Below are 26554 nucleotides of genomic sequence, written 5' to 3' on the forward strand. Positions count from 1 at the left end.
GGCGGGGAGCTGTCAAATGAGCGATCGCGATTTCGCCGCAACCTTGGCCAAGGGGCTGGACGTCCTGTCCTGTTTCGAGCAGGGCGCCCCGGCGCTGAGCCTGCCCGAGATCACCCGCCGTTCAGGCCTCGACCGCGCGGTGGTGCGCCGCCTCTGCCTGACCCTCGTGCGCTGCGGCTATCTGGAGGAAAGCCCCGCCGGGCTGCGGCTGGCGTCGCGGGTGCTGACGCTGGCAGGCGGTTATCTCGGGCGGTTGGAGATCGGGCGCGTCGTGCAGCCGATCCTGCGCCACGCAGCGGAACAGCTGGACATGGAGGTGGCGCTGGCGACCCGGGACCGGCTGCAGGCAGTCTATGTCGACCGCGCCGCGCCTGCCTCGGCCCGAGTAACGCTGGGCTTCGGCATCGGCAGTACCCTGCCCCTGTTGCACACGGCGGTCGGCCGCATGCTGCTGGCACGCTCAACGCCCGAGGTCATGGCCGAGACCCTCGCGGCACGCCCCACCCTGCCCTACACCGAAGCGACCGAAATGGACCCCACCCGTCTGAGCGCCGCCGTCGAAACAGCGCGCGATCAGGGCTATTGCATCGCCCGCGACGAATTCGAGCTGGGCGCCGCCGGGGTCGCGGTCCCGGTCGGCACCTTGGCGCAGACGCCCTTCGTGTTGGCCACGACAGCATCGGTGCATGCCTTCGACGATCCGGCGGGGCTCGACCGGGTGCTGGATGTCCTACGGCAGAGTGCGATCGGCATAGGGCGGATGCGGGAGGCGTAGAAACAATCCTGCCCTTAACCGAAGGGGCCGCGGCCAAGATGGCAGGCCACGGACGGGCTGCCCCGGCTATGCCTTCATCATCAGGCTGGCGAGCCGCGCCTCGTCATGCACGGCCTGACCCTCGATGCTTTCGACGATCGTCCCGCGATCCAGCAACAGGATCCGCTTCGACAGGGCCGCAAGACATTCCAGATTCTGCTCCACCAGCAGGATCGAGACGCCCTGCTCCCGGTTGATCGTCTGAAGCGTCTCGATGATCTCGTCGATGATCGAGGGTTGTATCCCCTCGGTCGGCTCATCGAGCAGCATCACCGAGGGCCCCGTGCACAGACACCGCGCGAGGGCCAGAAGCTGCTGCTCGCCCCCCGACAACGCGCCGCCCGGACGGTCCAGCAGACGGGCGACCCGGGGAAACAGCGCGAGGATCTCGTCGACGGACCTGCCGCTGCGCGCCGCGGCCACGGTCAGATTCTCGCGCACCGACAGGGCCGGAAAGATCTGGCGGCCTTGCGGCACATATCCAAGTCCCGCATTGGCCCGCTGAAACGGCGCCGCTGCGGTCAGGTCACGCCCCTCCATCGCGATCCGACCCTGCGTCGCCGGCAGAAACCCGGCGATGGCGCGCATCAGCGTCGTCTTGCCGGCGCCGTTGTGGCCAAGGACGCCAAGGATCTCGCTCTGTCCCAGCGTGAGGCTGACCCCGTTCAGGATCGGGATGCGGCCATAGCCGCTGTGCAGTGCCTGAACCTCAAGCATGAGCCTTGCCTTTCCCCAGATAGATGTCCTTCACCCCCTGATCCGACAGGACCGCGTCGCTGCGCCCTTCGAGAAAGATCTTGCCGTTGTGGAACACCGTCACCCGGTCCGCGATCATGCGGATGAAGCGCATGTCATGCTCGACCACGAGGAAGCTGTGCTGCCCGCGCAGGCGCAGGATCAGCGCGGCGAGAAAATCGACATCGGCATCGCTCATCCCTGCCGCCGGTTCATCGAGGAGGATCAACTCAGGATCGCCCGCGAGGACCGAGGCGATCTCGACGCGCTGGCGCAGGCCATGCGCCAGCTTCCCCACCTCGGCCCGTGCCACTTCACCGAGACGCAGCTCGTCGAGCAGCTCTGCCGTGCGGCGCCGGGCATGGGCCTTGCCGCGGCCGCGATAGGCTCCCAGCCAGATCGTGTCCTCGACCGTCATGTCGTCGAAAAGCTGCGGCGTCTGCATCTTGATGCCGATCCCCCTGCGGACGATCTGCGCGCTGCCCTCGCCGGTGATGTCGCTGCCCCCCAGGCTCACGCGGCCCGAGGTCGGCGCGATCTGCCCGGTCACGACCTTGAAGAAGGTGCTCTTACCGGCCCCGTTGGGACCGACGAGGCAATGGACCTCGCCTTTCGTCATGGCAAAATCGACCCCGCCCAGGGCGAAGACCCCGCCAAACCGCACAACCAGATTTTCCGTGTTCAGCATCTCAGTTCACCTCGCGGGTCTTGCCCGGCCCCCATTTGCGACCCAATGACAGAAGCCCGTCCCTGACCGTCGGCAGGATCCCGCGAGGGACCAGCACGACGAAGATCATCAGCAGCCCGCCCAGCACGACATTGGCGTTGATCTCGCTGCCGACGCCCAGCCGCGAGACGAGCGCCTGCAGCGCGAAGGCGCCGACGATCGGCCCGACGAAGGTCTCGCGGCCGCCGACGATCATCCAGATCATGATCTGCGCCGACATCGACAGGCCGAAGACATCGGGCGAGACGAAGCCGTTCCAGTTGACGAACAGGCAGCCGGCAAACCCCGCGACGGCGCTGCCGATGACGAAGATCCCCAGCTTCACCCGCGCCGTGTCATAGCCCATCAGCTCGGCCCTGAGCGGGTTCTGGCGGGTGGCCGCGACGACGCGCCCCCAGCTGGAGCCGGCGATGGTCTTGCACAGCAGATAGACCGCGAGCAGTGCCAGCATCGTCAGGACGAAGCTTTGCACCGGCGACAGCAGTGCGCCCGGCAGGAAGGGGATGTTGATCCCCCGGATCGCAGGCATCCCGTTGAAACCGTTGAGAGCGGCGCTGCCGATCCGATACCAGGGGTCAGAGGTGGAATTGGCGAAGTTGAACAGGATCAGCGAGGTGCACAGGGTGACGACGCCGACATAGAGATCCGACAGCCGCCCCATGAACATGAACCAGCCAAGGCACAGGGCCACCAGCGCCTGCACCAGCACTGCCAGCAGGATCGGCAGGGTGCTCTCGCCGAAATTGGTGACAGCAACGGCGTAGGTATAGCCGCCGAGGCCGAAGAAGGCCGCCTGCCCGAAGCACAGGACCCCGCCAAGGCCCCAGGTGATCGACAGGCTCAGCGCGAGGATCGCCATGACGGCATAGACCGTCAGCTGCAGCAGGGTGAACAGGCCAAGCGTCTGCGGCAGCACAACAGCTGCGCCAAGGATCAGCACGCTGGTCGCCAGCGTGCCGGCGTGACGAGGGGCGAAGGTTTGCGGCATCACACGCCTCCCTTGAAGAAGCGTCCGGCGAAGCCGTTGGGCAGCAGACGCAGAAGGATGATGGCGGCGAGGAACAGCGAGGCCTCGCCGATGACGGAGGTCGACACATAGGTGACCGATTGCGAGATCACGCCGTAGATCGCGGCGGCGGTGCCTGTGCCGAGGATAACAGCCGCGCCGCCCGAGATGACGGTGATGAAGGCCTTGGCAACAAAGGCCACACCCATCGCCGGAATGACGCCGGTCAGGGGGGCGAGGAGCCCGCCGGCGAGGCCGGCAAGGCCCGAACCGATGGCAAAGGTGGCGGCATAGATGCGGCGCGGATTGTATCCCAGCGCGGCGATCATCTCGGGGTTCTGCATCGTCGCGCGGGCGAGAACGCCGGCCGAGGTCCGCTTCAGCACCAGCGCCACCAGCGCCAGCACCAGAAGGGTCACGCCCACGATGACGAGGTTGTACTGCCCCAGCCCGTAATCGCCGATCCTGAGGGTGCCGAGCGGGGTCGGCACGCCGCTGGTGGTATTGCCGAAGATCATGGTGACGACGCCGACGGTAAAGAGGCTCAAACCCCAGGTCGCCAGCAGCGTGTCGATCAGCCGGCCATAGAGATGGCGGATCAGCACGCGCTCGACCACGAGGCCGAACAGAGCCGCGACCAGCGGCGCGACGACCAGCATCGCGACCCAGAGGTTGAGGCCGGCTTCATGCGATTTCACCGCGCCATAGGCACCGATCATCATGAACTCGCCATGCGCCAGATTGATGACCCGCATCATCCCGAAGATGATCGCAAGGCCGATGCTGAACAGCAGGATCGTCGCAATCGCGACGACCCCCTGAAGCGTGAGGATGAGGACTAGGTCCATGGCATTACCCGCTTGCTCGTGTTCCGGTCAGATCGGGGCCCAGATCCGGAACCCCGACCAAGACCCGGCTCATTCGGCGCCGAACTGGACGTTCTGGCCGGGGTTGGCGATCAGGTCGCAGCGGCCGTCGGTGTCCGAGGGCTGCTGGTTCTCCCAGGTGTGGAACGGCTCCCAGGCCCCGCCCGTGCAGCGACCGAAGAAGATGTCGCGCGAGCTGTGGTGGTTGGCCGCGTTCATCGTCAGCGTGCCGCCGGGGCCGGTCCAGCTGGTGCCGGCCTCCATGGCCTCGATGACTGCCTCGCGCTCGGCCGTGCCGGCATTGCGCACCGCCGTCGCCCAAAGCCAGGTCCCCTCGTAGCCGCCGATCGACACGTTGTTCTGATAGGGCGCGTCGTCGCCATAGCGGGCGTGATAGCGCGAGACCCAGTCGCGGTTCAACGCGCTGTCGATCTCCTGGAAATACGAGCAGGGGGTGATGATCCCCTCGCTCTCTTCGGGCGGCAGCATCATGTGCTCGTTGCCCGAGCCGAAGGTGAACGAGAAGATCGGGATCTCGGACAGCATCCCCGCCGCCGCCCATTGCCGGTAGAAGCCCAGATGCGCAGCCCCAATCAGCGCCGAGCAGACGAAATCCGGCCGCGCCTGCTGGATCTTGGTGATCAGCGCGCCGAATTCGGTGACGTTCAGCGGGAAGAAATCATTGGCGACCTGCTCACCGCCCGCCTGTTCGCCGAAGGTCCGGCTCCAGTCCGACATGATGCGCGGCGCGTTGTAATCCGCCCCGATCGAGTAGAATTTCGGGCCCCACATGTCGATCGTATAGGGGATCGGCGATTTGCTGGTCATCGCCGGCGTCGTGCCGGTGCAGAAGGTGTTCCGGTCGCAGACCCCGCCCTCGTATTGCGTCGAATAAAGGTAGAGCGTGTTGTAGCGGTTCAGGATCGGCCGGATCACCTCGCGCGAGGACGAGGTGATGCCGCCATGCACCAGATCCACCTGATCCTGCAGCGCAGCCTGCTGCGCGTATTGCGCATAGAGCTGCATGTTCGACTGGGTGTCATAGGTGATCAGCTCCAACGGCTTGCCGTTCAGCCCGCCGGTCGCGTTGATCTCCTCGACCGCCATCTCCATCGCCATGAGCATGGGCCGGCCATAGATGTCGAGCCCGCCCGAGAGGTCGAGGAGCGCGGCCATCTTCACGCTATCGGTCGCCCGTGCGCCCGAGGCGCGCAGGATCGCCGGAGCCGAGACCCCGGAGGCCAGCAGGAGCGAGGTGAAGCGGCGGCGCGAAAGGCCGGTCGATCCTCTGGCTTTGGTTGTCGTGTTGGTGTCCGTCATGATGGTCCCTGTTGGTTGGGAAACGGACCGGGCGGCACGCGACCGCCCTCCGTTTCCGGATGGGTCGCTGTTCAGGCAGCGATCGTTTTCTGGATCAGCGCGTCCGTAGTCATCACATGCGCGGTCGAGACGGCGAGGATTCCCAGCGTGACGCGGTGCACGTCCTGCGCGGGGATCGGCCCGAAGCCCGCATCGGGATAGTCATAGGTGCCGGTCGCGTCCGAGATGAAGGCGACGTGATAGCCGAGGAACATCGCGTCGCGTGCCGTGGACTGGCAGCAATTCTCGGTGGTGACACCTGTGACCACCACGGTTTTGATCCCCGACGAGCGCAGGATGATGTCGAGGTCGGTGCCGAAGAAGGCGCTGTAGCGGTGCTTCTTGATGACGATCTCGTCGCCTTGCGGGGCAACGGCCGGATAGATCTCGATGCCCGAGGTCTCGTCGATCAGGCCGGCCCGATCGGCGATCGGCGGATAAATCTCGGCGAACATGCCCATGTCGCAGCCGCTCTTGCGGTGGGCATGGGTGGTGTAGATCACGCTCATGCCGCTTTGGCGCGCATGGTCCAGAAGCCGCGACAGGGTCGGCAGCAGCGCGCGGCCCATCGGCGTCTCCAGCGGCGCGCCCGAAGCAATGAAGTCATTCTGCATGTCGACGACGATGACGGCGGTCGTCCGGGGATCGAACTGGTCGATCTGCATGGCCATGGGGGGTCTCCTTGGGTTGGGCGATCCCCGGCCTCCACCCCTGTGGCGCGGCCGATCAAAGGATCGCTGACCCGGAAAGCCTAGGCCCCGGCGTCGACGAGCCGCTTTGCCGTAGGTGACAATTTTATGACCTCCTTGGTCTGCGCCTGCCAATCCGCAAGGCAGTGCCGACGGGTCGGCGCATGTCCCTTGCCTCATGCGCTGGACTGGCCTTAGCATCCATGTCTGAAACATCCCGGCGATGGAGGCGCCGGACCCGGAGATGGACAGCATGACAGAGATTGTTGCCGTTAAACCTGAAGACAGTTTCGAGCATTGGCACCATGTGACTTGCCGTCAGTTCTCGATAACGGAGAGTAACGCGCCCGCCGAACGTGGCTTCAAGGCGCGGGTCGTGATCCGCGAGTTCGGCGATCTGGCCTTCGACGAGATCTGGTCCTCGACCCGGGGCGACGACACCATTCATGTCACGCGGCGGCAGGCGAACATCCGCAAGGATCAGCGCGATTGCTTCATGTTCTGGCTGATGCTGGAAGGCACGACCGGGCTCGATCAGAACGGCCGTCAGCTCACCCTTCGGGCCGGCGACATGGTTCTGCAGGATCAGGCGCGCCCCTTCGATCTGCATTTCGGCCCCTTGGCCCATGCGGTAATGGTGATGATCCCGCGCCCGCTGTTGGAGGCGCGTTCGCATGACATCGAGCTCAAGGCAGCGCAGAAGATCTCGGGGACGACGCGGATGGCGCCGATGACCGGCTCGATGGTGCGGCAGCTCTTCGATCTGTCGGCCTCCAGCGACAACAGCCTCGATCGCCGGATCGGGGCCTCGTTGCTGGATATCCTCTCTGCCACGATCGATACCGCGATCGGCGATCACGCCCCGACTGCGCGGGCGGAGCGGCGGCTCAGCGAGGTGAAGGATTTCATGCTGGCCCGCATGAATGACCCCGAGCTTGATGTCGACGCGATCGCGCAGGCCCGCTCGATGGCCCCCCGGACCCTGTACCGGCTGTTCGCCCATGACGCGACGACGCCGATCCAGTGGCTCTGGGATCAGCGCCTGAAGACCGCCTACCGCCTTTTGTCCGACGCAAGGGACGACCGGATCACCGACATTGCCCTGCAATGCGGCTTCAAGGACGTGTCGCATTTCAGCAAGGCCTTCCGCGCGATGTACGGCGTGCCTCCATCGAACATCCGCGCCGGCCAGCGGTATCGCTTCGACGGCTGATCGGCCGCGAGGGTCTTGCGGTCGGACCGGGCGTTGCCGGAATGGCAGCCCGAGACCAGTCCCGTCACCAGACTGTCACTCTGGGCAAAGCGGTCGTGTCGCCGCGCATCGTAGCCTTGGACCGGGTGGCCGCTGACGGCCGCCGTGACGGAGCAGGCTGATGAAAATTCTGGACGAAGACGCGCTGAGCGCCACGCAAACGGCTCGGCTGGTGCAAAGCCGCGCGGTCTCGGCGGTCGAGATGATCGACGCGGCGATCGACCGGATCGAGCGCAGAAATCCCGCTTTGAACGCCGTCATCTTCACCGATTTCGACGGCGCGCGGAAACAGGCGGCCGATCTGGACCAGCGGATTGCCAAGGGCGAGCGTGTCGGCGCGATGGCAGGCGTTCCGACGCTGATGAAGGACCTGTTCGACTTCAAGCCGGGCTGGCCTTCGACAATGGGGGGCGTGGCAGCGCTGCAATCGTTCCGCCCGGAGTTCTGGAGCACCTATCCGCAACGGATGGAGGCGGCGGATGCTATCCTCCTCGGCAAGACCAATGCGCCGGTCCTCGGGTTCAATGCGGCGACGGACAATCCCCTGTACGGCGCGTCGAAGAATCCGTTCGACCTGACGCGCAACACCGGCGGATCCTCTGGCGGAAGCGCGGCGGCGGTTGCCAGTGGGATCGTGCCGGTGGCCGGGGCGTCGGATGGCGGCGGCTCGATCCGCATCCCGGCCTCGTGGTGCGGCATCGCGGGCTTCCAGCCCTCGCAGGGGCGGGTGCCGATGGTGATGCGCCCCAATGCCTTCGGCGGCACCTCGCCCTTCGTCTACGAAGGTCCGGTGGCGCGCTCGGTCGAGGATCTCGCCTTGGCGATGTCCGTCCTCTCGGGTCACGACGCCCGAGACCCGTTCAGCAATCCGCAGCCCGTCGATTTCCTCAGCGCGCTGCAGCCCCAGTCCCTGCGCGGCACGCGGATCGGCTACACCCGCGATTTCGGCGTCTATCCGGTGCAGGCCGAGGTTGCCTCCGTGGTCGAACAGGCCATCAAGGCATTCAGCGATTGCGGGGCCGAGGTGATCGAACTGGACATCCGCATGCCGATGGATCAGCGCAGCCTGAGCGATCTGTGGTGCCGCCTGATCTCGGCCGGCTCCTTCGCCATGGTAGACGGGTTGCGCGCAAGCGGCATCGACCTGATCCGCGATCATGCCGATCAACTGCCCGAGCCCCTGCTCTACTGGATGGAGGTGGTGCGGACCCAGTCCTACACCGACATGCAGCACGACCAGATGCTGCGCAGCCAGATCTACGACACCTTCGCCGCGGCCTTCGAGACTGTCGACCTGATCGTGTCGCCGACGACAGCCGCCTTGCCGGTGCCCAACGGGCCCAAGGGCGAGACCACCGGCCCGGTCGCGATCAATGGCCAGTCGGTCAATCCCCTGATCGGCTGGTGCCTCACCTATCTGACCAACCTGACCGGCAACCCCGCCGCCTCAATCCCCGCGGGCCTTGCAGAAGGCCTGCCGGTTGGACTTCAGATCATCGGCGGGCGCTATCAGGATCTGGAGGTCATGCGGGCGGCGGCCTGCTTCGAGCAGGCGCGCCCTTGGGCGGATCACTACCGCCATCTCGATCCCGACCTGTGATCGCGACCGGCGGCTCGGGACGGGGTTCTCGCGGGTGACCTGACGCGGCTTCGACCGAGGCCGCGCTGTCAGGCCCGCATCAGGGCACGCAGGTCGGTCGTCGGGTCTGCGAGCAGCGCGGCATCGGGGGAAACGCCGCTCTCGATCAGCCGTTTGCCCGTCATATAGCCGCGCGGATCGTTCATCGCATCGACCGCAATGAGGCGTCCCTTGCGATAATACCAATGCGACCGAGCCCCCCGATCCCCAGCGCGCACATGCAGGGCGTCATAACCAATGTTCAGGCCGGCGATCTGCAGCTTCACGTCGAACTGGTCGGACCAGAACCACGGTTTGGGGCCGTACGCCAACCCCGCCCCGAGGATGTTGCGCGCGACAGCCTCGCCCATGTCCACGGCATTGCCGACGCTTTCAAGGCGGATGCGCTGCCCCTCGAACAGGCACGAGGCGCAATCGCCCGCCGCCCAGATGCCGGGAATGGATGTCCGGCACTCGGCATCCACGGCGATCCCGTTGTCGAGCGCAACGCCAGCAGCCTCGGCCAGCGCGGTATCGGGCGTGATGCCGATCCCCGCAATCACCAAGTCCACCGGCAAGGTGGTGCCGTCCGTCAGTTCCGCCCCGACCACCCGCCCGGCATCACCGACCAAGCGGGCCAGCCCCACGCCTTCTCGCAGATCGACGCCTTGACCATGGTGCAAGGCGCGGAAGTAATCGGCGGTTTCCGGCGCTGCGACCCGTTGCAGGATGCGCGGTGTGGCTTCGATCAGGGTGACCGCCAACCCGCGTTTCGCGCAGACCGCCGCCGCCTCAAGGCCGACATAACCGCCGCCGACCACCAGCACCCGCCGCCCGGCTTCAAGGGCCGGCGACAGGCCATCGGCATCGACGAGATCGCGCAACACATGCACCCCGGCCAAGTCACCGCCGATTGCGGCCGGCAAGCGCCGGGGCACCGAGCCCGTCGCCAGAACCAGCGCCCGTGACCATGTCAGTGACCCGCCATCGGCCAGTATGACGCGCCGCGCGGCGGGGTCGATCCCGGTCACGCGGCAGCCCGTGCGCAGGTCGATCCCGTTGTCGGGATAGAACGCTTCGGGACGCAGAAACAGGCGCTCGCGGCCAATGGCGCCGGTCAGATAGGCCTTGGAGAGCGCCGGACGCTGGTAGGGCGGGGCCTCTTCGGCACCAAGGACGGCAATCGAGCCGTCGAACCCCTCGGCCCGCAACCGCGCCGCACAGGACGCCGCCGCCTGACCCGCACCGATGATCAGCACATCCACCCCGATCACAGCGTCAGCACCACATAGGCGTCGCGCACGGAGACCTCAAAGGTCTCGATCTGGTAGGGGCCTTCTGCCAGCGTATCGCCGGGTTTCACGCTGACCTCGAACGAACGCACCTTCATGCGCTCAGGGTCGCAATAGGACTTGCCGGTCGCCAGATCGAATTCCCAGCCGTGCCACGGACAGCGCACCAGCTCGCCCTCTCGCTCCAGCCGGTGCTGGCCGGGGCGGTCGGCCCGCGCCGAGCCGGACACCCGCCCGAGGCACAATTGCGCCCCCTCATGCGGGCAACGGTTGGCAATCGCCGAGAGCTTTCCACCCACGTTGAAGATGGCGATGTCGCGCGGGCCGATCGAGACACGCTTCGCCGAGCCGACCGGAATCTCGTCCAGCCGGCAAACCACATGTTCTGTCATCTCTGCCTGTTCCTTCGTCAGCTGAGGTTGAAGACGCCGACGGCGTTGTCGTGCATCAGCTTGGCCCGTTGTTCAGGCGTCAGCGGCACGCGGAAGGCGTAATCCGGGTGGTCGAAATCCCAATGCGGATAGTCGGTCGAGAACAGCAGCCTATCGATGCCGATCCAGTCGATCAGATCGCTCAACTGGCTGGATTTCGGAGGCTCCTCAACCGGTTGCGTGGTCAGCCAGACATGGTCGCGCACATACTCGGCCGGGCGTCGCTTCAGGTCCGGCACCTCGCCGCGGTAGCGGTCGAACTCGCGCTCCATGCGCCAGACGGTGGGCGGCAGCCAGGCAAAGCCGCCCTCGACGAGGATCAGCTTCAGCTTGGGGAACTGATCGAACACGCCTTGGAAGATCATGCTGGCCAGCGCCGCTTGGGCCGCATGCGAGAAGGCGAAGTGTTCCTCGATATAGAAGGACGTCCAGCCCGATCCGGTGTTGGCGCGGTTGCCGAAGGCGGCGGAATGCATGCTGATGGGCAGGTTCAAGGCCTCGGCCGCCTCGAAGATCGGCCAATAGCGGCGGCTGCCTGCAGGCTCGGCCGGACGCGGCGTGATCGAGATCTGCACGAAGCGCTTGTCCTTGGCCCGGACCTCGATCTCGCGCAGCGCGGCTTGCGGATCCTCTTGCATCACCGCGATCGAGCCACGCAGGCGGGGTTCGGGGTCCAGCCAGCGTTCCACCTGCCAATCGTTGGTGCCCGCGCACAGCGCTTCACCCAGCCCGTGGTTCAGTGCTCCGTGGCCGGCGCTGAGCGGCTGGAGGATGCCGAAAGTGATGTTCAGCGGATCGAGAAGCTGCTCTTGCAGGAACGGCAGGTCCGAGGCCGGCGGGCCGCCGACGGGCGGATAGCTGTCCTGCCGCATGCCATGGGCAAGGCGCGGATAGGGCAGCGCGCCGACCAGTGGCGAGGGCGAGTGAATGCCGAAATCCGCGACGTGCTGGCGCCAGCGGGCTGGCAGGTAGGACGCCAGTTCCTCGGGCGAGCGGTAGGCGGGGTGGATGTCGCAATCCACCACGGGCTGCTTCGAACGGGCGACCGGGGTCGCGCCCGACAGGTCCTTGGTCATGGTCTCAGACATGGGTCAGCTCCAATCGGTCATAGGTGGCCAGCGCGTTGCCGCCCCGGACGCCGGGATGCAGCGCCTCGGGAAGGCCCGTGGGCAGGCCGCGATCAACATGGCGATGGGGAAAGTCCGAGGACCACAGCAACATGCCGGCATCCGGCAGTTGATCCAGCACCCGCGCCGCCACGGCGGGATCAGTGGGGCCGTCGAACGGTTGGGTGGTCACGCGGAAATGTTGGGTGATGATCTCGATCGGCGGGCGCTCCAGCCACGGCACCTCGATGCGCGCGCCTTTCCAGTCCTTCGACATCCGCCACATCAGCCCCGGCAGCCACGAGATGCCGCTCTCCATCAGCACCACGCGCAGGCTGGGAAACTCGTTGAACACCCCCTCGGCCACGAGGCTGGCGACCTGACTGGCGAAGGTCTGGATGTGCAGGGTGACCTCTTCGACCCGCGTGGCGGAAAAACCCGACTGGCCGGGCGAATGGCGATTGGTGCCGCCCGGATGCACGCCGAGCGCAAAGCCATGCTCGGCCGCCGCGCGGTAGATCGGCCAGTACTCCCGCCTGCCGAGCGGCTTCTCCCCGCCCAGAACGGCAAGGATCTGCACGAAGCGGCGATCCTGTGCCAAGCGTTCGATCTCGGCCACCGCGGCCTCAGGGTTTTGGAACGGCACGAGAGCCGAGGCGCGCAACCTTGGGTCTCGATCCAGCCATTCCGCGGCCAGCCAACGGTTCGTGGCCTCGCACATGGCCGTGGCCAGATAGGGGTCATAGGCGGCATGGGCCCCGGACAGGACGTTCAGGATCGCCGCATCCACGCCCATCGGGTCCAGATGCGCCCGCGCCAGCCCGGCCGCATCCGCCTGCACCGCCGGATCATCCGGGCGCAACGGCAGGGTCGAGGTCGCGTAGGTCATCAGCTCCTGCCGGTCGATGGCCCGGTAGTCGAACATCTCGGCCCAGTATTTCGGAGCATGCGGGGCAAGATCCAAGCGGCGAGGCAGGCGCGGATGCACGTCGCAATCGATGCGCGCCCCCCGCGTGGCAGCCGGCGTCCCGGCCTGATCAAGGGTCTGGGTTGTCATCGGAAACTCCGGTTCAGGACAGGAAGAAGGGCGGCACGAAGGGGACGTGCAGCATCCGGTGGTAGACGACGTAGAGGAACGCCCCGACGCCGGCGGTGTAGAGGACGGCGGTCAGCCAGCCGAAGCGGCCCCAGCCCAGCAGATAGAGGGCGGTGAAGGCCAACATTGCGCCGGCAAGGCCCAGCACCGGCACCAGTGCGATCGTCACCGCGAAGATCACGAAGATCAGCACCTCGCGGCGGTGATGGCGCCAGAAGCCCGCCAGAGTGTCCTCGGCGCCCGTCGGCTGATAGCGGCGCAGCGTCCGGAAGTCCTGAACCGCACAGCCGAGGGCGACCACAGCGCCGACCGAGCAGATCGCCATCGGGAAGACGCGGCTGAGGAAGCTCCACTCCTGTGCCTGATCAAAGGCCCAGACGAACAGCGCAATACAGCCGATCCCCAGCGCCAGCGACAGCATCAGGCTGCCCCGGCTGGCGGACGCGCCGATCTCGATCTTGAAATCGTTGCGGCGTTTGGCGATGGCCCTCGCGGCGCCGATGAAGATCAGCAGCAACAGCGCGATCAGGATCAGGATCGACGGACGCGAAAGGACTTCGGTCAGCGTGTAGGCCTGCGCGGTGATCGCCAGCGAATTCTCCATCACCGGCCCCAGCACGAACCCCAGAATCAAGGGCGGACGGGGCCAGCCGGCGGCATGCAGGGCAAAGCCCAGAAGGCCGATCACCAGCAGCGCCACCAGCGTCAGGATTTCGGGCTGGCCGATCCACGAGCCCATGACGAGGAACACGAAGACCGCCGGCACCACCAGATTGCCATCGATGAAGGCCGCGCGGGCGACTTGTTTCGACCACAGCATCAGCGCGCCGGCGCCGACGATATTGGCGAGGATGATGCACACGACCATGCTCAGCGTCAGCGGCAGATGCTGCTGCAGCATCGCCGGCCCCGGCACGAGGCCATGGATCGTCATCGCCCCCAGCAGGATCGCCATCGCGCCCGAGCCCGGGATACCGAAGGCCAGCGTCGGGATCAGCGAGCCGCCCAGCGTCGCGTTGTTCGCAGCTTCGGGCGCGATCACGCCGCGCACGTCGCCCTTGCCGAACTGGCTGCGGTCCTTGGCGCTCTGCACGCCGTGGCCATAGGCCAGCCAGTCGACGACCGACGCCCCGAGGCCCGGCAGCATGCCGACATAGGTGCCAAGCACCGAGCAGCGCATGGCCAGCCAGCGGTTTGCCAGCGCGGCGCGGACGCCGGCCATGAGGCTGTCGTCCTCGGCCTTCTCGAAGCGTTGCGACGCCAGCGCCCCGCCCGAGGTCCCGAGCTGCATCATCTCGGGGATGCCGAACAGGCCGATCACCACCGGCACCAGCGGCAGGCCGTCGATCAGGAACATCTGGTCAAACCAGTAGCGCGGATCCGAGGCGGCGACGGGATAGCCGATCTGCGACAAAAGCAGCCCCAGCGCGCCGGCAGCGATGCCCTTGCCGATCGCATTGCCGCTGACGCCCCCGACCATCACAAGGCCGATCAGCGACAGCACGAAGAATTCCGGCGCGCCGAAGGTCAGCACCAGCCAGGTCATGATCGGCAGGCTGATCGCCAGTGCGATGCCGCCGATCACGCCGCCGATTGCCGAGACGGTGAAGGCCGCGCCGAAAGCGGTCAGCACGCGGCCCTGCTTGGCCATCGGGTGGCCGTCCAGCACCGTCGCCTGCGAGGCGATCGTGCCGGGAATGCCCAGCATCACCGAAGAGATCGTGTCCGAGGTCGTCGAAACCGCCAGCGCACCGAGCAGCAGCGCGAAGGCCGCCTGCGGCTCCATCCCGAAGGTGAAGGGCAGCACGAGGATCATCGCCGTGACCCCGCCCAGACCCGGAATGGCGCCGAACCAGAGCCCCAGAAGGACCCCCAGCATGAGATACAGAAGGGTCGTCCCCTGCGTGGCAAGGGCGATCCCGGCGAGAAGCGAATCCATGATGTCTCCCGTCACTGCGCGGATCGGGGGCGCGGGTCAGCCGCGCCCCCGAGGGCGTCAGCGTTCCATCCGCGCGATATACTCACGCTGCAGGTCGCGCATCGCCTCGGGCGTTGCGGCGATTTCGTCGACGATGGCCTGCACATCCTCATAATAGGAGATGGTCGGCACCTGACCCAGCAGTTCGGCCGCGCGGGTCTGGAATTCCTCGCTCTGCACGGCCTCGGCGAAGCTCTCGCGCAGCATCGCCAGATGCTCCTCGGGTGTGCCCGGGGGGGCCACGACCAGCCAGTTGATCGGATCGGTCACGCGGGCGTGGTACTGGATCATCTCCCAACCCGGCCCTTCGGGCGCTGCACCGGTCACCTGGGTGAAATACTGGTCGAACGGCAAGATCCCCTCAAGGTTCGGATCGACCGACAGACCGGTGCCGTCCTCGTTGGGCGGACTGAAGTAGAACAGTGGGATATCGCTGCCATCGGCCACCACACCGTCCCGCATCGTCTGCTGGTAATAGACCGCCGTCACCGGATAGCCGTCGATCTCGCCGCGCTGGCGGGCGGCCTCCAGCGGGGTATCCCCCGACATGCCCGAGACGAAGGACCAATCGACCCCCAGCATGTCCATCGCCACCGCCGTGCGGATCGCGGGGCCCGAGCGCGGCGAATAGCCACCAAAGCGGTAATGCTCCAGATTTGGCAGATCGGCGGGTTCGTTCATGCCCCGGTCGGGCGCGGCCGAGGTATGGGCGATGAAGGTCATGCCCCCGACCCCACCGATCAGGCCGAAATCCTGGAACGGGATCTGCCGATCCTCAGGGTCGAGGATCCGGGTCGAGCCCTGCCAGGCCACCCAACCGATGGTGCGCCCGTCGGGACGCGCGTTCATCACCTGCAGGATGCCTCGCGCCAGAGCGCCCCCTTCGACGGATTGCACCACCATCGTCGGGTTGCCCGCCATCGTCTGCGTCCAGGCATCGGCCGCCAGCTGGGCCGTCAGGCCCGTCGAGCCGCCGGGCGAAGCGTTATGGACGATGGTGACCGTGTTCCCCTCAAGGTCAATCACCTGCGCGGTCGCCGGCAATGCCGCCGCCGCAACGATCGCGCTGGTCGCGATCAGCCCTTTTAGACGTCCTTGGATCATGTCGTCTCCTCCCTGAATGACGGTGATCTGGGTATGTCCAAGCAGCCAGAATCCGATCCCTTCCCGATCAAAGAAAGGCTGCAAGTCTTTGATAATTTTGTATCTTGTCAGGCGCAGCGCCTCTTGCTCACATGGCGGCTCCCCGTCCAGACCGGAGCACGCCATGACCCCCGATACCGAACGCCCGACCATCGACTTGCCGCTGGAAGGCGGCTGTGCTTGCGGGGCGTTGCGCTACCGGCTCGGCTCGGCGCCGATCCTGCTGTTCGCCTGCCATTGCCATCAATGCCAGCGGCAGTCGGGCAGCGCCTTCGGCCAGTCGCTGCGCGTGCGCCGGGCGGATCTGACCCTGAGCGGTGAGGTTCAGACCCGGATGCGTCAGACCGAGAGGGGCACGACCTCTGAAACCGTGTTCTGTCCCGGCTGCGGCGCGCGGATCTTCAACGCGAGGCCGGGTACCGAGTTCTGTCACCTGCGCGGCGGCACGTTGGACGATACCAGCTGGCTGCGACCGGCCGCACATATCTGGACCGACAGCGCGCAGCCCTGGATGCGCTTCGACCCCGAGGTGCTGATTTCGCCCGGCCAGCCAGACGACCTGGGCGCCATCGAACAACTCTGGCAGAGCAAGATGAGCCCTCGGTTCCGCTGACAAAGGGTCTGAGCCCTGTCGCAAAGCGTGACACGCCATGCCGTTTCCTCCATCCCGATCCGCCTCTCGAAAGGGCGGTCCTCCTGCGGACAGACTTGGCGAATGTATACAGAAAGACAAACGCGAAGAATTGGAGAATATGTGCAGGAAATGCATCAATAGCCGGCCTACGACCCGAAGGGTCACCGGTTCTGGTCGGCTGCCTCGCGCGCGGCAATGTCCTGCAGCTGTGCCGTGATATGCGCCATCAACACCCGTGCGGGATTGGAGAGCGGCATGTCAGGGCGCGTCATGAAGCCGATCTCGCGCGTGACCTCAGGGTCGGTCACCCGAAGCTTGCGCAGATCCTGATAACCGGGCTGGTATTGCTCGAAAGCGGGCAACAGGGTCACCCCAAGCCCGTGCTTCACGAAGCTGACGGCGGTCGAGATCTGCTCGGCTTCGAACTCGTAATAGGGCTGCAACGTGCTCATGCGCAGCGCCTGCGCAATGACGGTGTTGCCGATCAGACGGTGATCTGCCAGCTCCGCCCAAGTAACGGAATCACGATCGGCCAGCGGGTGGTCGTGGCGGCAGACGGCGACGAAGTGCTCGGTCACCACCGATGTGAATTCCAGCTCGTAATGGGTGCCCATCCGCACCGCGAGGCCGAATTCCACTTCCCCGCCATTGACTTGGCTGGCGATCACCCGCGCGTAGCCGTCATGCACGCGCACCCGCACGCGCGGCATCTCCTCGGCGAAGCGGCCCAGCACATCGGCCAGCACGGACGTTGCCAGCGAGGGGATGCAGCCCAAGGTCACTTCCTGTCGGCGCAACTGGCCCAGCTGTTTCAGCTCGCTCATCGACTTTTCCAGATCGACGATGGCCCGGCGCGCGCGCGGCAACAGCGCCAAGCCTTCCTGCGTCAGGGCCAGCTTGCGCGTGGTGCGGACGAACAGGGACAGGCCCAGATCGGCTTCGATCTTGGCAATGCGGTGGCTCAGCGCCGTTTGCGACAGGTTCAGCGCCTTCGCCGCCGTCCGAAAAGAGCCGTGGTCCGCGATGGCGATGAACGCCTGCAATCCCAGTACATCGACGCGCATGGCGGATCCTCCCTCCCCTTAGGGGTAGCCGCAACGGCACACATCACGCAAGGCGGCGATCCTTGAAAGGCAAGCCGCTCGTGGGCCGAAATGCATACATGCGACGAAGCCAACGGGACCAAGCGACGGGCGGCACCGGAGGTCCACCGACCACGAGAAGATCGTCAAGAACGCCCGCCTCGTGGATCTCAAGCTGTGCCGGCCTGACGACACGAGCGTCGCGCAATCGCTTGGCCAAGGCCGCGTCAACGCGGGGTGACGATCTCCGCCACGGTGACAGCAGCCAGCCGGCTCTCGAAGATGTCGCGCGCGGCCTCAAGCGCGTCCCGCGTGGCGGCGTTCGCGGCTTGCGCGAGCAGGCAGGTCTGATCCTCGCGGTCCGGCGCAATCGCGAACAGCGCTGGCGATCCAAGGGCCCGGTAAAGCTCCAACAGCGAGATCTCGTGCAAGGGACGGGCCAGCGTCCAGCCGCCGCCGTGACCCTTGGCCGACACCACCAGCCCGGCATCCCGCAAGCCGCCGAGCGTGCGCCGAACCACGACCGAATTGGTCGCCAGCATCACGGCGATCTCGTCTGAGGTGGCCGGGCGATCCATCCCGCCCAAGTGCAGAAGCGCGTGCAAGACACGGGGCAAGCGGCTGTCATGTCTCATGGCGGTTGTCTCGCACAATTGGGCGGTGCGGGGCGAAAGCGACCCACATCCGGGAACGCCTGACCCTACGCCTTCGCAGGAACGTCGGCCAGTGCAGCCTGCCCTCTAAGGCGCTCAGTAGATCGGGGGCGAGATGACCCAGATCACCACCGCTTCCACGTCACCCTCATTGCGCCAGCCGTATTCCCGCTCGGCGAACTGGAAGCTATCGCCGGCTTCGAGCGTGACTTCGAGGTCGTCGATCTGCAATGTCAGTCGCCCTGAGACGACAACGCCCCCATCCTCGGCCTTGCGCGGGGCACGCATCCCGCCGCTGCTCGAATGCGGCGCGAAGACCGATTTGATGATCTCGAAACTGCCACCCAGCGAGGGCGAGAGCAGTTCCTCGGTCAGCCCGCTCTCACTGGAGCCGATGGCCATCCGGTCGCTCGCGCGCAGGACTAGCCCGCGTTCCTCAGGCCGTTGCTTGGCCGAGCGGAAGAAGAAGCTGATGTTCACGTCGAAGAAGGTCGCGATCCCGGCCAGGTCCTGCACCGAGGGGACGGCCTGCCCGCGTTCGACCTGCGACAGCCAGCCGACCGAGCGGTTGAGCGCCGCGCTCAGCTCCTTGATGGTATGGCCCCGCGACTTCCGAAGCGCACGGATGTCGGATCCGACGAGACTGCTGACGCTCACTGACCTCTATCCTTTGTCGTGGCAGGGACACCCTGCATCTGGCGCCGCAGAATCGCGCGCGGGGCCCGGGAAGTCCATCAAGAATTCTTCATGGTGAAATTCTATCGTTGATTTTCATTTTCATCGCTCGCATGGTTTTGAAATTCAATTCCACCCCAAGACGAGGCCTGCCCATGACTCTCCCCAGCACTGCCCGCGTGGTGATCATCGGCGGCGGCGTGGTCGGCGTCTCGGCGCTCTATCACCTTGCCAAGGCCGGCTGGACTGATTGCGTGTTGCTGGAGAAGAACGAACTCACCGCCGGTTCGACCTGGCATGCGGCGGGGAATGTGCCGACTTTCTCGTCGAGCTGGTCGATCATGAACATGCAGCGCTATTCGGCCGATCTGTATCGGCGGCTGGCGGGCGAGGTTGACTACCCGATGAACTACCATGTCACGGGCTCGCTCCGTCTGGGCCACACGCCCGAGCGTCTGGACGAATTCCGCCGCGTGGTCGGCATGGGCCGGCGGCAGGACATGGGGCTCGAATTGCTGACGCCGGGCGATCTGACGGGCAAGTACCCGTTCCTGTCGACGCATGATCTGACCGGCGCGCTCTATGATCCGAACGACGGCGACATCGACCCGGCGCAGCTGACGCAGGCGCTGGCCAAGGGCGCGCGCAGCATGGGCGCGCGGATCGAGCGGTTCTGCCCCGCCACCGGCGCCCGGCGCGAGGGCGACGAATGGGTCATCGCCACGCCCAAGGGCGAGATCCGCTGCGAGTTCGTCGTGAACGCCGCCGGCTATTACGCGCGCGAAGTGGCGAAATGGTTCGGCCGCGACCTGCCGATGGTGGTGATGAGCCATCAATACATGCTCTTCGACACGATCCCCGAGCTGCAGGCCTGGTCCGGCGAGGTCGGCCACAAGCTGCCGCTGCTGCGCGACGTGGACAGCAGCTATTACCTCCGGCAGGAGAAATTCGGCTTCAACCTCGGCCCCTATGAGCGCGATTGCCGGGCACATTGGACGACGCCAGAGGACCCCTTCCCCGAGGATTTCAGCTTCCAGCTCTATCCCGACGATCTGGAGCGGCTGGAGTTCCAGATCACCGATGCCATGGCCCGCGTGCCGCTGCTGGAACAGGCGACGCTGACCAAGGTGATCAACGGCCCGATCCCGTATACCCCCGACGGCAATCCCCTGATCGGCCCGATGCCCGGAGTGCCCAAGGCCTTCGAGGCCTGCGTCTTCACCTTCGGCATCTGTCAGGGTGGCGGGGCCGGCAAGGTGCTGGCGGAATGGATCACCGAGGGCTGCACGGAGTGGGACATGTGGTCCTGCGACCCGCGCCGCTTCACCGGTTTCGAGGACGAGGCCTATGCCATCGCCAAGGGCAAGGAGATCTATGCCAATGAATACGCGGTGCATTTCCCGCATCACGTCTGGCCCGAGGGGCGGCTGAAGAAGCTCTCGCCTGTGCATGACCGCGTGGCGGCTCTGGGCGCGCAATTCGGGCCCTATAACGGCTGGGAGCGGGCGCTGTGGTACGCGCGGCCGGGCGATGACACTTCGGAAGCCGCCCAACGGACCTGGCGGCGCGAGGGGCCCTGGGCCGGGGCGGTGCGCGAAGAATGCGAAGCGGTGCGCGATGCGGCGGGGATCCTCGATCTGCCCGGCTTCTCGCGCTTCCGCCTGAGCGGGCCGGGCGCCGCCGATTGGCTCTCGCGCCAGATCACCGGCAAGGTGCCGTCCATCGGGCGGATGGGGCTGGGCTATTTCACCGATGACGCGGGGCGGATCGTGACCGAGATGTCGCTCGCCCGCATGGCCGAGGACGAGATCCTCCTGATCACCGCCGCCACGGCCGAATTGCATGACCATGAATGGCTGCGCACGCATCTGGACCCCGGCCTCAGCCTGACCAACGAGACCGACGATTGGGACACGCAGATCCTCACCGGCCCGGCCGCGCGGGAGATCCTGCGGGCGGCGGGGGCGGAGCTTGACCTGACGAAGGGCTGGCTCAGCCACCAGACAGGCCGCCTTGCGGGGCGCGAGGTCTGGTTCGCGCGCGTCAGCTTCGCCGGCGAGTTGGGGTGGGAGCTGCACAGCCGTATCGCCGATACAACGGCGGTCTGGGATGCCGTGATGGCAGCTGGTGCGCCGCTGGGGCTGCGGCCCTTCGGGATGTTCGCACTCGATGCCCTGCGGATCGAGAAGGGCTACCGCGCGTGGAAGGGCGATCTTTCGACGGATTACAGCGTGTTGCAGGCCGGCCTCGCCCGCTTTGTCGACCTGTCGAAACCGGATTTCCGGGGCCGCGATGCGCTGCTGCGCGAACAGCAGGACCCCCGCCCGACCAGCTTCGCCGTGCTGCGCCTCGACAGCCCCGAGGTGGACGCGACCTACATGGCCAACCTCTGGCACGACGGCCGGATCGTTGGCGAGATCACCTCCTCGGCATGGGGGCACCGGGTGCAGGCCTGCCTCGGCCTCGGCATGCTGGAGACCGCGCTGAACCAGCCCGGCACCGCGCTCGAGGTCGAGATCTTCGACCGCCGCTACCCCGCCACGGTGATCGGTCAGGCCGGACTCTGGGACCCGACCAACCAGCGCCTGCGCGCCTGAGGGCCCCCTTCCAAGCGCAGAAACGGGTTCACCGAGGCCAGTCAGCCCTCCTCGGGGTCGATGGCCATGGCCTCCAGGAATCGCGAGACGAGGTTGTAGCCGGCAATCGTGGCGACCAGCTCGACCATCTCCTTCTCTGGCAGATGCGCCGCGGCCGCCGCGAAAATCGCTTCGGGCACGTGAACGTCGCGGGTCATCGTATCGCACAGCTCCAGGATCGCGCGATCCGCGGCCGCGAACCCGGACAGGTCATCGCGCTGCAGGGCCTCGACCTCGTCGCCGGTCAGGCCTTCGCGCAGGCCAATCGGCAGGTGCTGCTGAAACTCGTATTCCGCGCCGTTGATCACCGCGATGCGCAGGATCACCATCTCGCGCAGCCGGCCCGAGAGGCTGGCCTGATGGCGGATCGCGGTGAACAGCTTCAGCCAGCCTTCGGCCACCACCGGCGAGTGCATCAGCATGCGGTAGAGGTTCAGCACCTTGCCACGCTCGGCGACGATGCGCTCGACCAGCGGGGCGGTTTCGGGGGCGGTCAGATCGGGATAGGGCAGTCGGGCCATTGGGCTCTCCGGGCAAGGTGTCAAAGGTCGGGGCGGGGCGCGCTCAGGGCGTCATCTCGGTGATGCCGCCATCCACCACGAGGCATTGCGCGGTGACATAGCCGGCCTCGTCCGAGGCGAGGTAGAGTGCCGCATGCGCCACGTCCCAGGCATCGCCCATGCGCTTCATCGGCACCTGATTGTGGCGCTTCTCGACGAAGGCGTCGAACGCGCCGTCGGCGTATTTGTCGGCCAACCGCCGCACCAGGGGCGTGAAGATCAGCCCCGGCACCACGCAATTCAGGCGGATGCCACGCTCGGCATAGATCACTGCCGTCGTCTTGGTCATCTGCATCAGCGCCGCCTTGGCCGCGGCATAGCCGACCTGCGGTTTGCCGATATACCGCATCCCGGCGATGGACGAGACGTTGACTATCGCGCCGCCGCCCTGCCCCTCCATCACCGGCAGCACGTATTTGCAGCCTAGGAACGCGGTGTTGAGGTTCAGATCGATCTGCCCCTGCCACGTGTCCTCGCTGAGCGTGACGGGATCGCCGGGTTCGGATTGGCCGACGTTGTTCACCAGAATGTCGATCCGTCCATGCGCCGCGACGCAGGCCTGAACCGCCGCCTCGATCTCGGCAGCCGAGGTCGCATCGGCCTGCCGCACCTGCGCCTGCCCGCCCTCGGCCAATATCTGATCCCGCGTGCGCTCCGCCGCGGCGAGATCGCGGTCGAGGCCGAAGATCACCGCCCCTTGCCGCGCCATGGCGATGGCGATGGCCTGCCCGTTGCCCCATCCCTCGCCCGATGCGCCGCATCCGACGATCAGCGCGATCTTCCCGTCCAGTCTGAACATACCCAAGCCTTTGACATCCCTCCCGACAGGCCAACGGCCTGCGCGCCATGGTTGCATTCGCAACCCGGCGAGGAAAGCCCGTTCTGATGCCTCACCCTCGCCTCAGGCTCTGCATCGAGACCTGAACGAGGCGCGCTGACTTTCTGGATGCGGGCCTGACCGGTCACAACAGGCGCGCGGCGCGGGCGACCTGCGCCTCGCGGCTCTGGCGGCGTTCCTTTCCGGCCTCCAGAACCGCGTCGACGATGGGCTGCGGCGATGTCGCGGGCGTCCCACCCGGAAACGGCGGCGCGGGGTCGTATTCCAGCGCCAGCTGGATCATCCGCGCGCGCTCCACCCCGGCGAGGTCGGCCACCACCTGCAACGCCGCATCGATCCCCGAGGTCACGCCGCCCGAGGTATAGAACTGCCCGTCCACGACGACCCGATCCGCGACCGGGATCGCGCCGAATTGGGCCAGCAGGTCACGCGCCTGCCAATGCGCCCCGGCGCGCCGCCCTTTCAAAAGCCCCGCGGCCCCCAGCAGAAATGCCCCGGTGCAGATGCCGAAAACGTACCGGGCCTGCAGGACCTGCGCACGCACGAAGGCGATCCACTCCGGGTCCAGCATGGCGACATCCGCCCCTGCCCCGCCCGGAATGACCAGCAGATCGGTGGCCGTCACCTCGTCCCGTGTGCAATCGGGCAAGATGGTCATGCCGCGATCCGCGCGCACCGGTGCCCGCGACGCCGCCACAAGCCGGACCTGCCACCCCGGCACGCGCGAGAGGACCTCATGCGGACCAACAAGGTCGAGGGCCACCATCTCGGGCAGAAGGATCATCGTCACGTTCATCGTCGCGCCTTTCGTTGAAACGGGCCGCCGTGCCTGCGGACGTCGTGCCTGTGGACGCGGGCCCCTTCGTCAGCTAATCCGGACCAGGATTTGGCGTAAATGACACAGAACGGGCGTTTCATGCCAACGGCTCACATTCTCCACCTCTTTGGCTTCGACGGGCTTCAATTACTCGATCTGGCGGGGCCGGCGCAGGTCTTCTCGACCGCGACGGACGAGGGGGCCGATCCCCCCTATGCCCTGCGCTATGTCGGCCTGCGCGCGGGAACGGTGACCTCGGCCTCGGGCCTGCCGCTGGTCGTGGAAGCGCCCGAGGGGCTGCCACGGGCGCAGACGTTGATCCTGCCGGGCGGCCCCGGCGTGGTGCCGCTGGCCCGCGACCCAGCCGCGATGCGGGTGATCGAGGGGCTGATTGCCGGAGCTGACCGCGTGGCCTCGGTCTGCACGGGCGCCCGGTTGCTGGCGCAAAGCGGGTGTCTGGCGGGCCGACGAGCGGTCACGCATTGGCGCGCCTGCGCCGAGCTGGCCGCCGATTTCCCTGCAATCCGGGTCGAGAGCGATCCGCTGTTCATCGAAGACGGGCCGTATTGGACCTCGGCCGGGGTGACGGCCGGGATCGACCTTGCGCTGGCCTTGGTCGAGCGCGATCACGGCGCGGCGCTGGCGGGCCGGGTGGCGCGGCGGCTGGTGGTCTATCTGCGGCGCAGCGGCGGGCAGGATCAGTTCAGCGAGCCGTTACGGGCGCAACTGGCCAGCGCCGAGCCGTATCAGGCCTTGATCGAGCGGGTTCTCGCCAATCCCGCCGCCGATTGGCGCGCCGAGGTCATGGCCGAGGCCTGCGGCCAATCCTTGCGCAGCTTTCATCGCAAGTTTCCCGCGGCGACCGGCACCTCCCCCGCCCGGATGGTGGAAGCGATCCGGGTCGATCTGGCCCGCGGCCTTCTGCAGAGCACCGATCTTCCGGTCGAGCAGGTGGCCCTGCGCAGCGGCTTCGCCTCGGCCGGGACGATGCGCCGGGCGCTGCGCCGCCATTACGGCGTTCCGCAAGGGCGTCTTGCCCCGGCTGCGCGCCCGGGAGGGTGAGCGCGCGCCAGGTCCCGCGTGACCCCGCCGAGATGCGCATGATCGAGGGAAGGCCGCCCGAAAGCTGGTGCATATGATCACCGCCTCGCCCGCGATGCGGGACGGGACGTCCTGACGCCGCCTTTCCGGTGAGATGATTCTGGTCTGAGGGCCAATCCACCGTCCGGCCTTTGCTGAGGGCCGATCCTATGTCTGGCGGCGGCCCCACCCCAGCAGGAGCGCCCTCAGGCCCGCGTCGGAACGCTCGCTTCGGTTACGCCTGCCGCCCAAAATGGACGTTGTGACAAGGCCTTCCGGTGGCCGGGCTGGGCGTGCCATCCGAATTCGCCCTCCTGAGAAACTGTCCCAGCAGGCCATTCCCATGCGGGTTTCGCTTCGCCACTTTACAAACATACTAGTTAGTATAGAAATGCCTCCGCAGCCGGGAGGGGCTGTCGCGAACCTCAGGAGGGACACCATGGATCGTCGCAATTTCATGCAACTGGCGGCGGGCACCGCCGGTCTCGGACTGTTCGGCGCCAAGGCGCGGGCGCAGGAGGTCATCACCTGGAAGGCGATGGCCATGCACACCAACGGCGAGAGCTATCGCAAATGGGCCTGGCTGGCCGAGCAGCTGGACCAGCGCACCGGCGGTCGCATCCAGCTGGAGCTGACCACCGTGCAGGAGCTGGGCCTGACCGGAACCGAGGTGCTGCGGGTCCTGCGCACCGGCCTCGTCGACATCGCCGAGGCGAATGTGAGCTATGTCGCGAGCGACCTGCCGATCCTCGAGGCGACCGAGATCCCGGGTCTGGTCAGCAGCTTCGACAACGGCAAGGCGCTGATGACGCAATGGATGACCGATGTGGTCCGTCCGCTGGAGCCGCAGATCGGCGGCAAGGTGCTGGCCAATTTCGCCTGGAACTCGGCCTATCTGTTCACCCGCAACCCGCTGACCTCGCTGGCTGATCTGCGCGGCCAGAAGATCCGCGTCTATTCGCCGGGCCTCGCCGCCTATGTCGAGGCCTTCGGCGCCGAGCCGATCTCGATGCCGATCTCGGAAGTCTATTCGGCGCTTCAGCGCGGGGTGATGGACGGGTTGCTGACCGGCTCGGACCAGATCACCGCGCTGCAGCTGTGGGAGGTGACGCCGGCCCTGACCGATGTGAACCTCGCCCCGTTCGGCGCCTATGTGATCGTCGGCCAGCGCAGCTACAACGCGCTGCCCGATGACCTGAAGGAGATCGTCGACGGCCTGTCGCAGGACCTGACGAACGAGGGCTGGCGACTGGGCGATGCCAACAACCAGGTGGGCCTGAGCGCCGCGCGCGAGCATGGCATGTCGATCACCATCCCGGCCCCGGCCGAGTGGCAACCCGAACTCGCCGCGGCCGCGCGCGAGCATGTGGTGCCGATGTGGAGCTCGCGGGTTGAGCCCGAGGCGGTCGAGGCGTTCAACAGCGTCATCGGCCCGATCAGCGGTGTGACCATCGACTGATCCAGGAG

General features: G+C 66.6%; 25 protein-coding genes. 7 read left to right on the top strand and 18 right to left on the bottom strand.

The window, feature by feature from the left end; genetic code table 11:
* Nucleotides 1-16: 16 nt before the first annotated feature.
* Nucleotides 17-775, top strand: coding sequence for an IclR family transcriptional regulator (locus tag BCY78_RS04310; RefSeq protein ID WP_068298340.1), 759 nt, complete (start codon nt 17-19; stop codon nt 773-775).
* A gap of 66 nt (nt 776-841) precedes the next feature.
* On the opposite strand, the gene BCY78_RS04315 is transcribed toward BCY78_RS04310, so the two are convergent.
* From BCY78_RS04315 to BCY78_RS04340, 6 genes are all read right to left on the bottom strand, one after another.
* Nucleotides 842-1531 carry an ABC transporter ATP-binding protein gene (locus tag BCY78_RS04315; protein ID WP_068298343.1) on the bottom strand — a complete coding sequence of 230 codons (690 nt, stop codon included), beginning with the start codon at nt 1529-1531 and terminating at the stop codon, nt 842-844.
* On the bottom strand, nt 1524-2237 hold the full coding sequence (locus tag BCY78_RS04320; protein WP_068298346.1) for an ABC transporter ATP-binding protein: 714 nt from the start codon (nt 2235-2237) through the stop codon (nt 1524-1526). Before BCY78_RS04320 ends, BCY78_RS04315 begins: the two co-directional genes overlap by 8 nt.
* Nucleotide 2238: 1 nt before the next feature.
* Nucleotides 2239-3264 (bottom strand): branched-chain amino acid ABC transporter permease, encoded by a 1026-nt coding sequence (locus BCY78_RS04325; RefSeq protein ID WP_068298349.1) that lies wholly within the window; start codon nt 3262-3264, stop codon nt 2239-2241.
* A complete protein-coding gene (locus tag BCY78_RS04330) occupies nt 3264-4130 on the bottom strand; it encodes a branched-chain amino acid ABC transporter permease (RefSeq protein ID WP_068298350.1) in 867 nt (288 codons plus the stop codon). The genes BCY78_RS04325 and BCY78_RS04330 overlap by 1 nt, the downstream gene beginning before the upstream one ends.
* 69 nt (nt 4131-4199) lie before the next feature.
* Nucleotides 4200-5468, bottom strand: coding sequence for an ABC transporter substrate-binding protein (locus BCY78_RS04335; protein WP_068298353.1), 1269 nt, complete (start codon nt 5466-5468; stop codon nt 4200-4202).
* 71 nt (nt 5469-5539) lie between these two features.
* Complete coding sequence (locus BCY78_RS04340; RefSeq protein WP_068298356.1) at nt 5540-6178, bottom strand: cysteine hydrolase family protein; 639 nt, start codon at nt 6176-6178, stop codon at nt 5540-5542.
* 271 nt (nt 6179-6449) lie between these two features.
* Here BCY78_RS04340 and BCY78_RS04345 point away from each other — a divergent pair, with 271 nt between their 5' ends.
* Both BCY78_RS04345 and BCY78_RS04350 read left to right on the top strand, forming a co-directional pair.
* Nucleotides 6450-7409 (top strand): helix-turn-helix domain-containing protein, encoded by a 960-nt coding sequence (locus BCY78_RS04345; protein ID WP_158515897.1) that lies wholly within the window; start codon nt 6450-6452, stop codon nt 7407-7409.
* Between the two features lie 160 nt (nt 7410-7569).
* Nucleotides 7570-9048: an amidase gene (locus BCY78_RS04350; RefSeq protein ID WP_068298360.1), complete on the top strand. Its 1479-nt coding sequence runs from the start codon at nt 7570-7572 to the stop codon at nt 9046-9048.
* Nucleotides 9049-9116: 68 nt separating this feature from the next.
* On the opposite strand, the gene BCY78_RS04355 is transcribed toward BCY78_RS04350, so the two are convergent.
* From BCY78_RS04355 to BCY78_RS04380, 6 genes are read right to left on the bottom strand one after another with little or no spacing between them, the layout of a single operon-like run.
* Nucleotides 9117-10331, bottom strand: coding sequence for an NAD(P)/FAD-dependent oxidoreductase (locus BCY78_RS04355; RefSeq protein ID WP_068298674.1), 1215 nt, complete (start codon nt 10329-10331; stop codon nt 9117-9119).
* 5 nt (nt 10332-10336) lie between these two features.
* On the bottom strand, nt 10337-10750 hold the full coding sequence (locus BCY78_RS04360) for a Rieske (2Fe-2S) protein (protein WP_068298362.1): 414 nt from the start codon (nt 10748-10750) through the stop codon (nt 10337-10339).
* A 17-nt stretch (nt 10751-10767) separates the two neighbouring features.
* Nucleotides 10768-11877 (bottom strand): amidohydrolase family protein, encoded by a 1110-nt coding sequence (locus BCY78_RS04365; RefSeq protein ID WP_199523105.1) that lies wholly within the window; start codon nt 11875-11877, stop codon nt 10768-10770.
* Complete coding sequence (locus BCY78_RS04370; protein ID WP_068298365.1) at nt 11870-12952, bottom strand: amidohydrolase family protein; 1083 nt, start codon at nt 12950-12952, stop codon at nt 11870-11872. The genes BCY78_RS04365 and BCY78_RS04370 overlap by 8 nt, the downstream gene beginning before the upstream one ends.
* A 13-nt stretch (nt 12953-12965) precedes the next feature.
* Nucleotides 12966-14930 carry a tripartite tricarboxylate transporter permease gene (locus BCY78_RS04375; protein ID WP_068298368.1) on the bottom strand — a complete coding sequence of 655 codons (1965 nt, stop codon included), beginning with the start codon at nt 14928-14930 and terminating at the stop codon, nt 12966-12968.
* Between the two features lie 57 nt (nt 14931-14987).
* Nucleotides 14988-16073 (bottom strand): hypothetical protein, encoded by a 1086-nt coding sequence (locus BCY78_RS04380; protein WP_068298370.1) that lies wholly within the window; start codon nt 16071-16073, stop codon nt 14988-14990.
* Between the two features lie 163 nt (nt 16074-16236).
* Here BCY78_RS04380 and BCY78_RS04385 point away from each other — a divergent pair, with 163 nt between their 5' ends.
* A complete protein-coding gene (locus BCY78_RS04385) occupies nt 16237-16725 on the top strand; it encodes a GFA family protein (RefSeq protein WP_068298372.1) in 489 nt (162 codons plus the stop codon).
* Nucleotides 16726-16907: 182 nt separating this feature from the next.
* On the opposite strand, the gene BCY78_RS04390 is transcribed toward BCY78_RS04385, so the two are convergent.
* The 3 genes from BCY78_RS04390 to BCY78_RS04400 all read right to left on the bottom strand — a co-directional run bounded on the left by BCY78_RS04390 (nt 16908) and on the right by BCY78_RS04400 (nt 19138).
* Nucleotides 16908-17810 carry a LysR family transcriptional regulator gene (locus tag BCY78_RS04390; RefSeq protein ID WP_068298375.1) on the bottom strand — a complete coding sequence of 301 codons (903 nt, stop codon included), beginning with the start codon at nt 17808-17810 and terminating at the stop codon, nt 16908-16910.
* Between the two features lie 245 nt (nt 17811-18055).
* Complete coding sequence (locus tag BCY78_RS04395) at nt 18056-18463, bottom strand: Rrf2 family transcriptional regulator (protein WP_068298378.1); 408 nt, start codon at nt 18461-18463, stop codon at nt 18056-18058.
* 114 nt (nt 18464-18577) lie between these two features.
* On the bottom strand, nt 18578-19138 hold the full coding sequence (locus tag BCY78_RS04400) for a helix-turn-helix domain-containing protein (RefSeq protein ID WP_068298381.1): 561 nt from the start codon (nt 19136-19138) through the stop codon (nt 18578-18580).
* A gap of 173 nt (nt 19139-19311) precedes the next feature.
* Between BCY78_RS04400 and BCY78_RS04405 the strand changes: the two genes are divergently transcribed.
* The gene (locus tag BCY78_RS04405) at nt 19312-21753 is read left to right on the top strand and encodes an FAD-dependent oxidoreductase (protein ID WP_068298385.1); all 2442 of its coding nucleotides are present in this window, start codon (nt 19312-19314) and stop codon (nt 21751-21753) included.
* 41 nt (nt 21754-21794) lie between these two features.
* Here BCY78_RS04405 and BCY78_RS04410 read toward each other — a convergent pair whose 3' ends face one another.
* The 3 genes from BCY78_RS04410 to BCY78_RS04420 form a co-directional block, all read right to left on the bottom strand.
* Nucleotides 21795-22313 carry a carboxymuconolactone decarboxylase family protein gene (locus tag BCY78_RS04410; RefSeq protein WP_068298387.1) on the bottom strand — a complete coding sequence of 173 codons (519 nt, stop codon included), beginning with the start codon at nt 22311-22313 and terminating at the stop codon, nt 21795-21797.
* 43 nt (nt 22314-22356) lie between these two features.
* A complete protein-coding gene (locus tag BCY78_RS04415) occupies nt 22357-23151 on the bottom strand; it encodes an SDR family NAD(P)-dependent oxidoreductase (protein WP_068298390.1) in 795 nt (264 codons plus the stop codon).
* Nucleotides 23152-23314: 163 nt separating this feature from the next.
* Entirely contained in the window at nt 23315-23986 is a 672-nt protein-coding gene (locus tag BCY78_RS04420) for a DJ-1/PfpI family protein (RefSeq protein WP_068298393.1), read from the bottom strand.
* Between the two features lie 120 nt (nt 23987-24106).
* On the opposite strand from BCY78_RS04420, the gene BCY78_RS04425 reads away from it, so the two are divergent.
* Both BCY78_RS04425 and BCY78_RS04430 read left to right on the top strand, forming a co-directional pair.
* Nucleotides 24107-25069, top strand: a complete 963-nt coding sequence (locus tag BCY78_RS04425; protein WP_068298679.1) for a GlxA family transcriptional regulator — start codon at nt 24107-24109, stop codon at nt 25067-25069.
* 457 nt (nt 25070-25526) lie between these two features.
* Nucleotides 25527-26546 (top strand): TRAP transporter substrate-binding protein, encoded by a 1020-nt coding sequence (locus BCY78_RS04430; RefSeq protein WP_068298396.1) that lies wholly within the window; start codon nt 25527-25529, stop codon nt 26544-26546.
* The last annotated feature ends 8 nt before the right edge of the window (nt 26547-26554 follow it).

It is taken from the genome of Pararhodobacter sp. CCB-MM2 (assembly GCF_001691415.1).
Taxonomy (GTDB): domain Bacteria; phylum Pseudomonadota; class Alphaproteobacteria; order Rhodobacterales; family Rhodobacteraceae; genus Pararhodobacter.

Coding starts and splice junctions, on each gene's coding strand:
- BCY78_RS04430 (WP_068298396.1), top strand. CDS start 25,527: ATGGATCGTCGCAATTTCATGCAACTGGCGGCGGGCACCGCCGGTCTC.
- BCY78_RS04320 (WP_068298346.1), bottom strand. CDS start 2,237: ATGCTGAACACGGAAAATCTGGTTGTGCGGTTTGGCGGGGTCTTCGCC.
- BCY78_RS04375 (WP_068298368.1), bottom strand. CDS start 14,930: ATGGATTCGCTTCTCGCCGGGATCGCCCTTGCCACGCAGGGGACGACC.
- BCY78_RS04340 (WP_068298356.1), bottom strand. CDS start 6,178: ATGGCCATGCAGATCGACCAGTTCGATCCCCGGACGACCGCCGTCATC.
- BCY78_RS04360 (WP_068298362.1), bottom strand. CDS start 10,750: ATGACAGAACATGTGGTTTGCCGGCTGGACGAGATTCCGGTCGGCTCG.
- BCY78_RS04330 (WP_068298350.1), bottom strand. CDS start 4,130: ATGGACCTAGTCCTCATCCTCACGCTTCAGGGGGTCGTCGCGATTGCG.
- BCY78_RS04310 (WP_068298340.1), top strand. CDS start 17: ATGAGCGATCGCGATTTCGCCGCAACCTTGGCCAAGGGGCTGGACGTC.
- BCY78_RS04335 (WP_068298353.1), bottom strand. CDS start 5,468: ATGACGGACACCAACACGACAACCAAAGCCAGAGGATCGACCGGCCTT.
- BCY78_RS04370 (WP_068298365.1), bottom strand. CDS start 12,952: ATGACAACCCAGACCCTTGATCAGGCCGGGACGCCGGCTGCCACGCGG.
- BCY78_RS04315 (WP_068298343.1), bottom strand. CDS start 1,531: ATGCTTGAGGTTCAGGCACTGCACAGCGGCTATGGCCGCATCCCGATC.
- BCY78_RS04395 (WP_068298378.1), bottom strand. CDS start 18,463: ATGAGACATGACAGCCGCTTGCCCCGTGTCTTGCACGCGCTTCTGCAC.
- BCY78_RS04415 (WP_068298390.1), bottom strand. CDS start 23,151: ATGTTCAGACTGGACGGGAAGATCGCGCTGATCGTCGGATGCGGCGCA.
- BCY78_RS04350 (WP_068298360.1), top strand. CDS start 7,570: ATGAAAATTCTGGACGAAGACGCGCTGAGCGCCACGCAAACGGCTCGG.
- BCY78_RS04385 (WP_068298372.1), top strand. CDS start 16,237: ATGACCCCCGATACCGAACGCCCGACCATCGACTTGCCGCTGGAAGGC.
- BCY78_RS04390 (WP_068298375.1), bottom strand. CDS start 17,810: ATGCGCGTCGATGTACTGGGATTGCAGGCGTTCATCGCCATCGCGGAC.
- BCY78_RS04420 (WP_068298393.1), bottom strand. CDS start 23,986: ATGAACGTGACGATGATCCTTCTGCCCGAGATGGTGGCCCTCGACCTT.
- BCY78_RS04380 (WP_068298370.1), bottom strand. CDS start 16,073: ATGATCCAAGGACGTCTAAAAGGGCTGATCGCGACCAGCGCGATCGTT.
- BCY78_RS04365 (WP_199523105.1), bottom strand. CDS start 11,877: ATGTCTGAGACCATGACCAAGGACCTGTCGGGCGCGACCCCGGTCGCC.
- BCY78_RS04345 (WP_158515897.1), top strand. CDS start 6,450: ATGACAGAGATTGTTGCCGTTAAACCTGAAGACAGTTTCGAGCATTGG.
- BCY78_RS04405 (WP_068298385.1), top strand. CDS start 19,312: ATGACTCTCCCCAGCACTGCCCGCGTGGTGATCATCGGCGGCGGCGTG.
- BCY78_RS04425 (WP_068298679.1), top strand. CDS start 24,107: ATGCCAACGGCTCACATTCTCCACCTCTTTGGCTTCGACGGGCTTCAA.
- BCY78_RS04325 (WP_068298349.1), bottom strand. CDS start 3,264: ATGCCGCAAACCTTCGCCCCTCGTCACGCCGGCACGCTGGCGACCAGC.
- BCY78_RS04410 (WP_068298387.1), bottom strand. CDS start 22,313: ATGGCCCGACTGCCCTATCCCGATCTGACCGCCCCCGAAACCGCCCCG.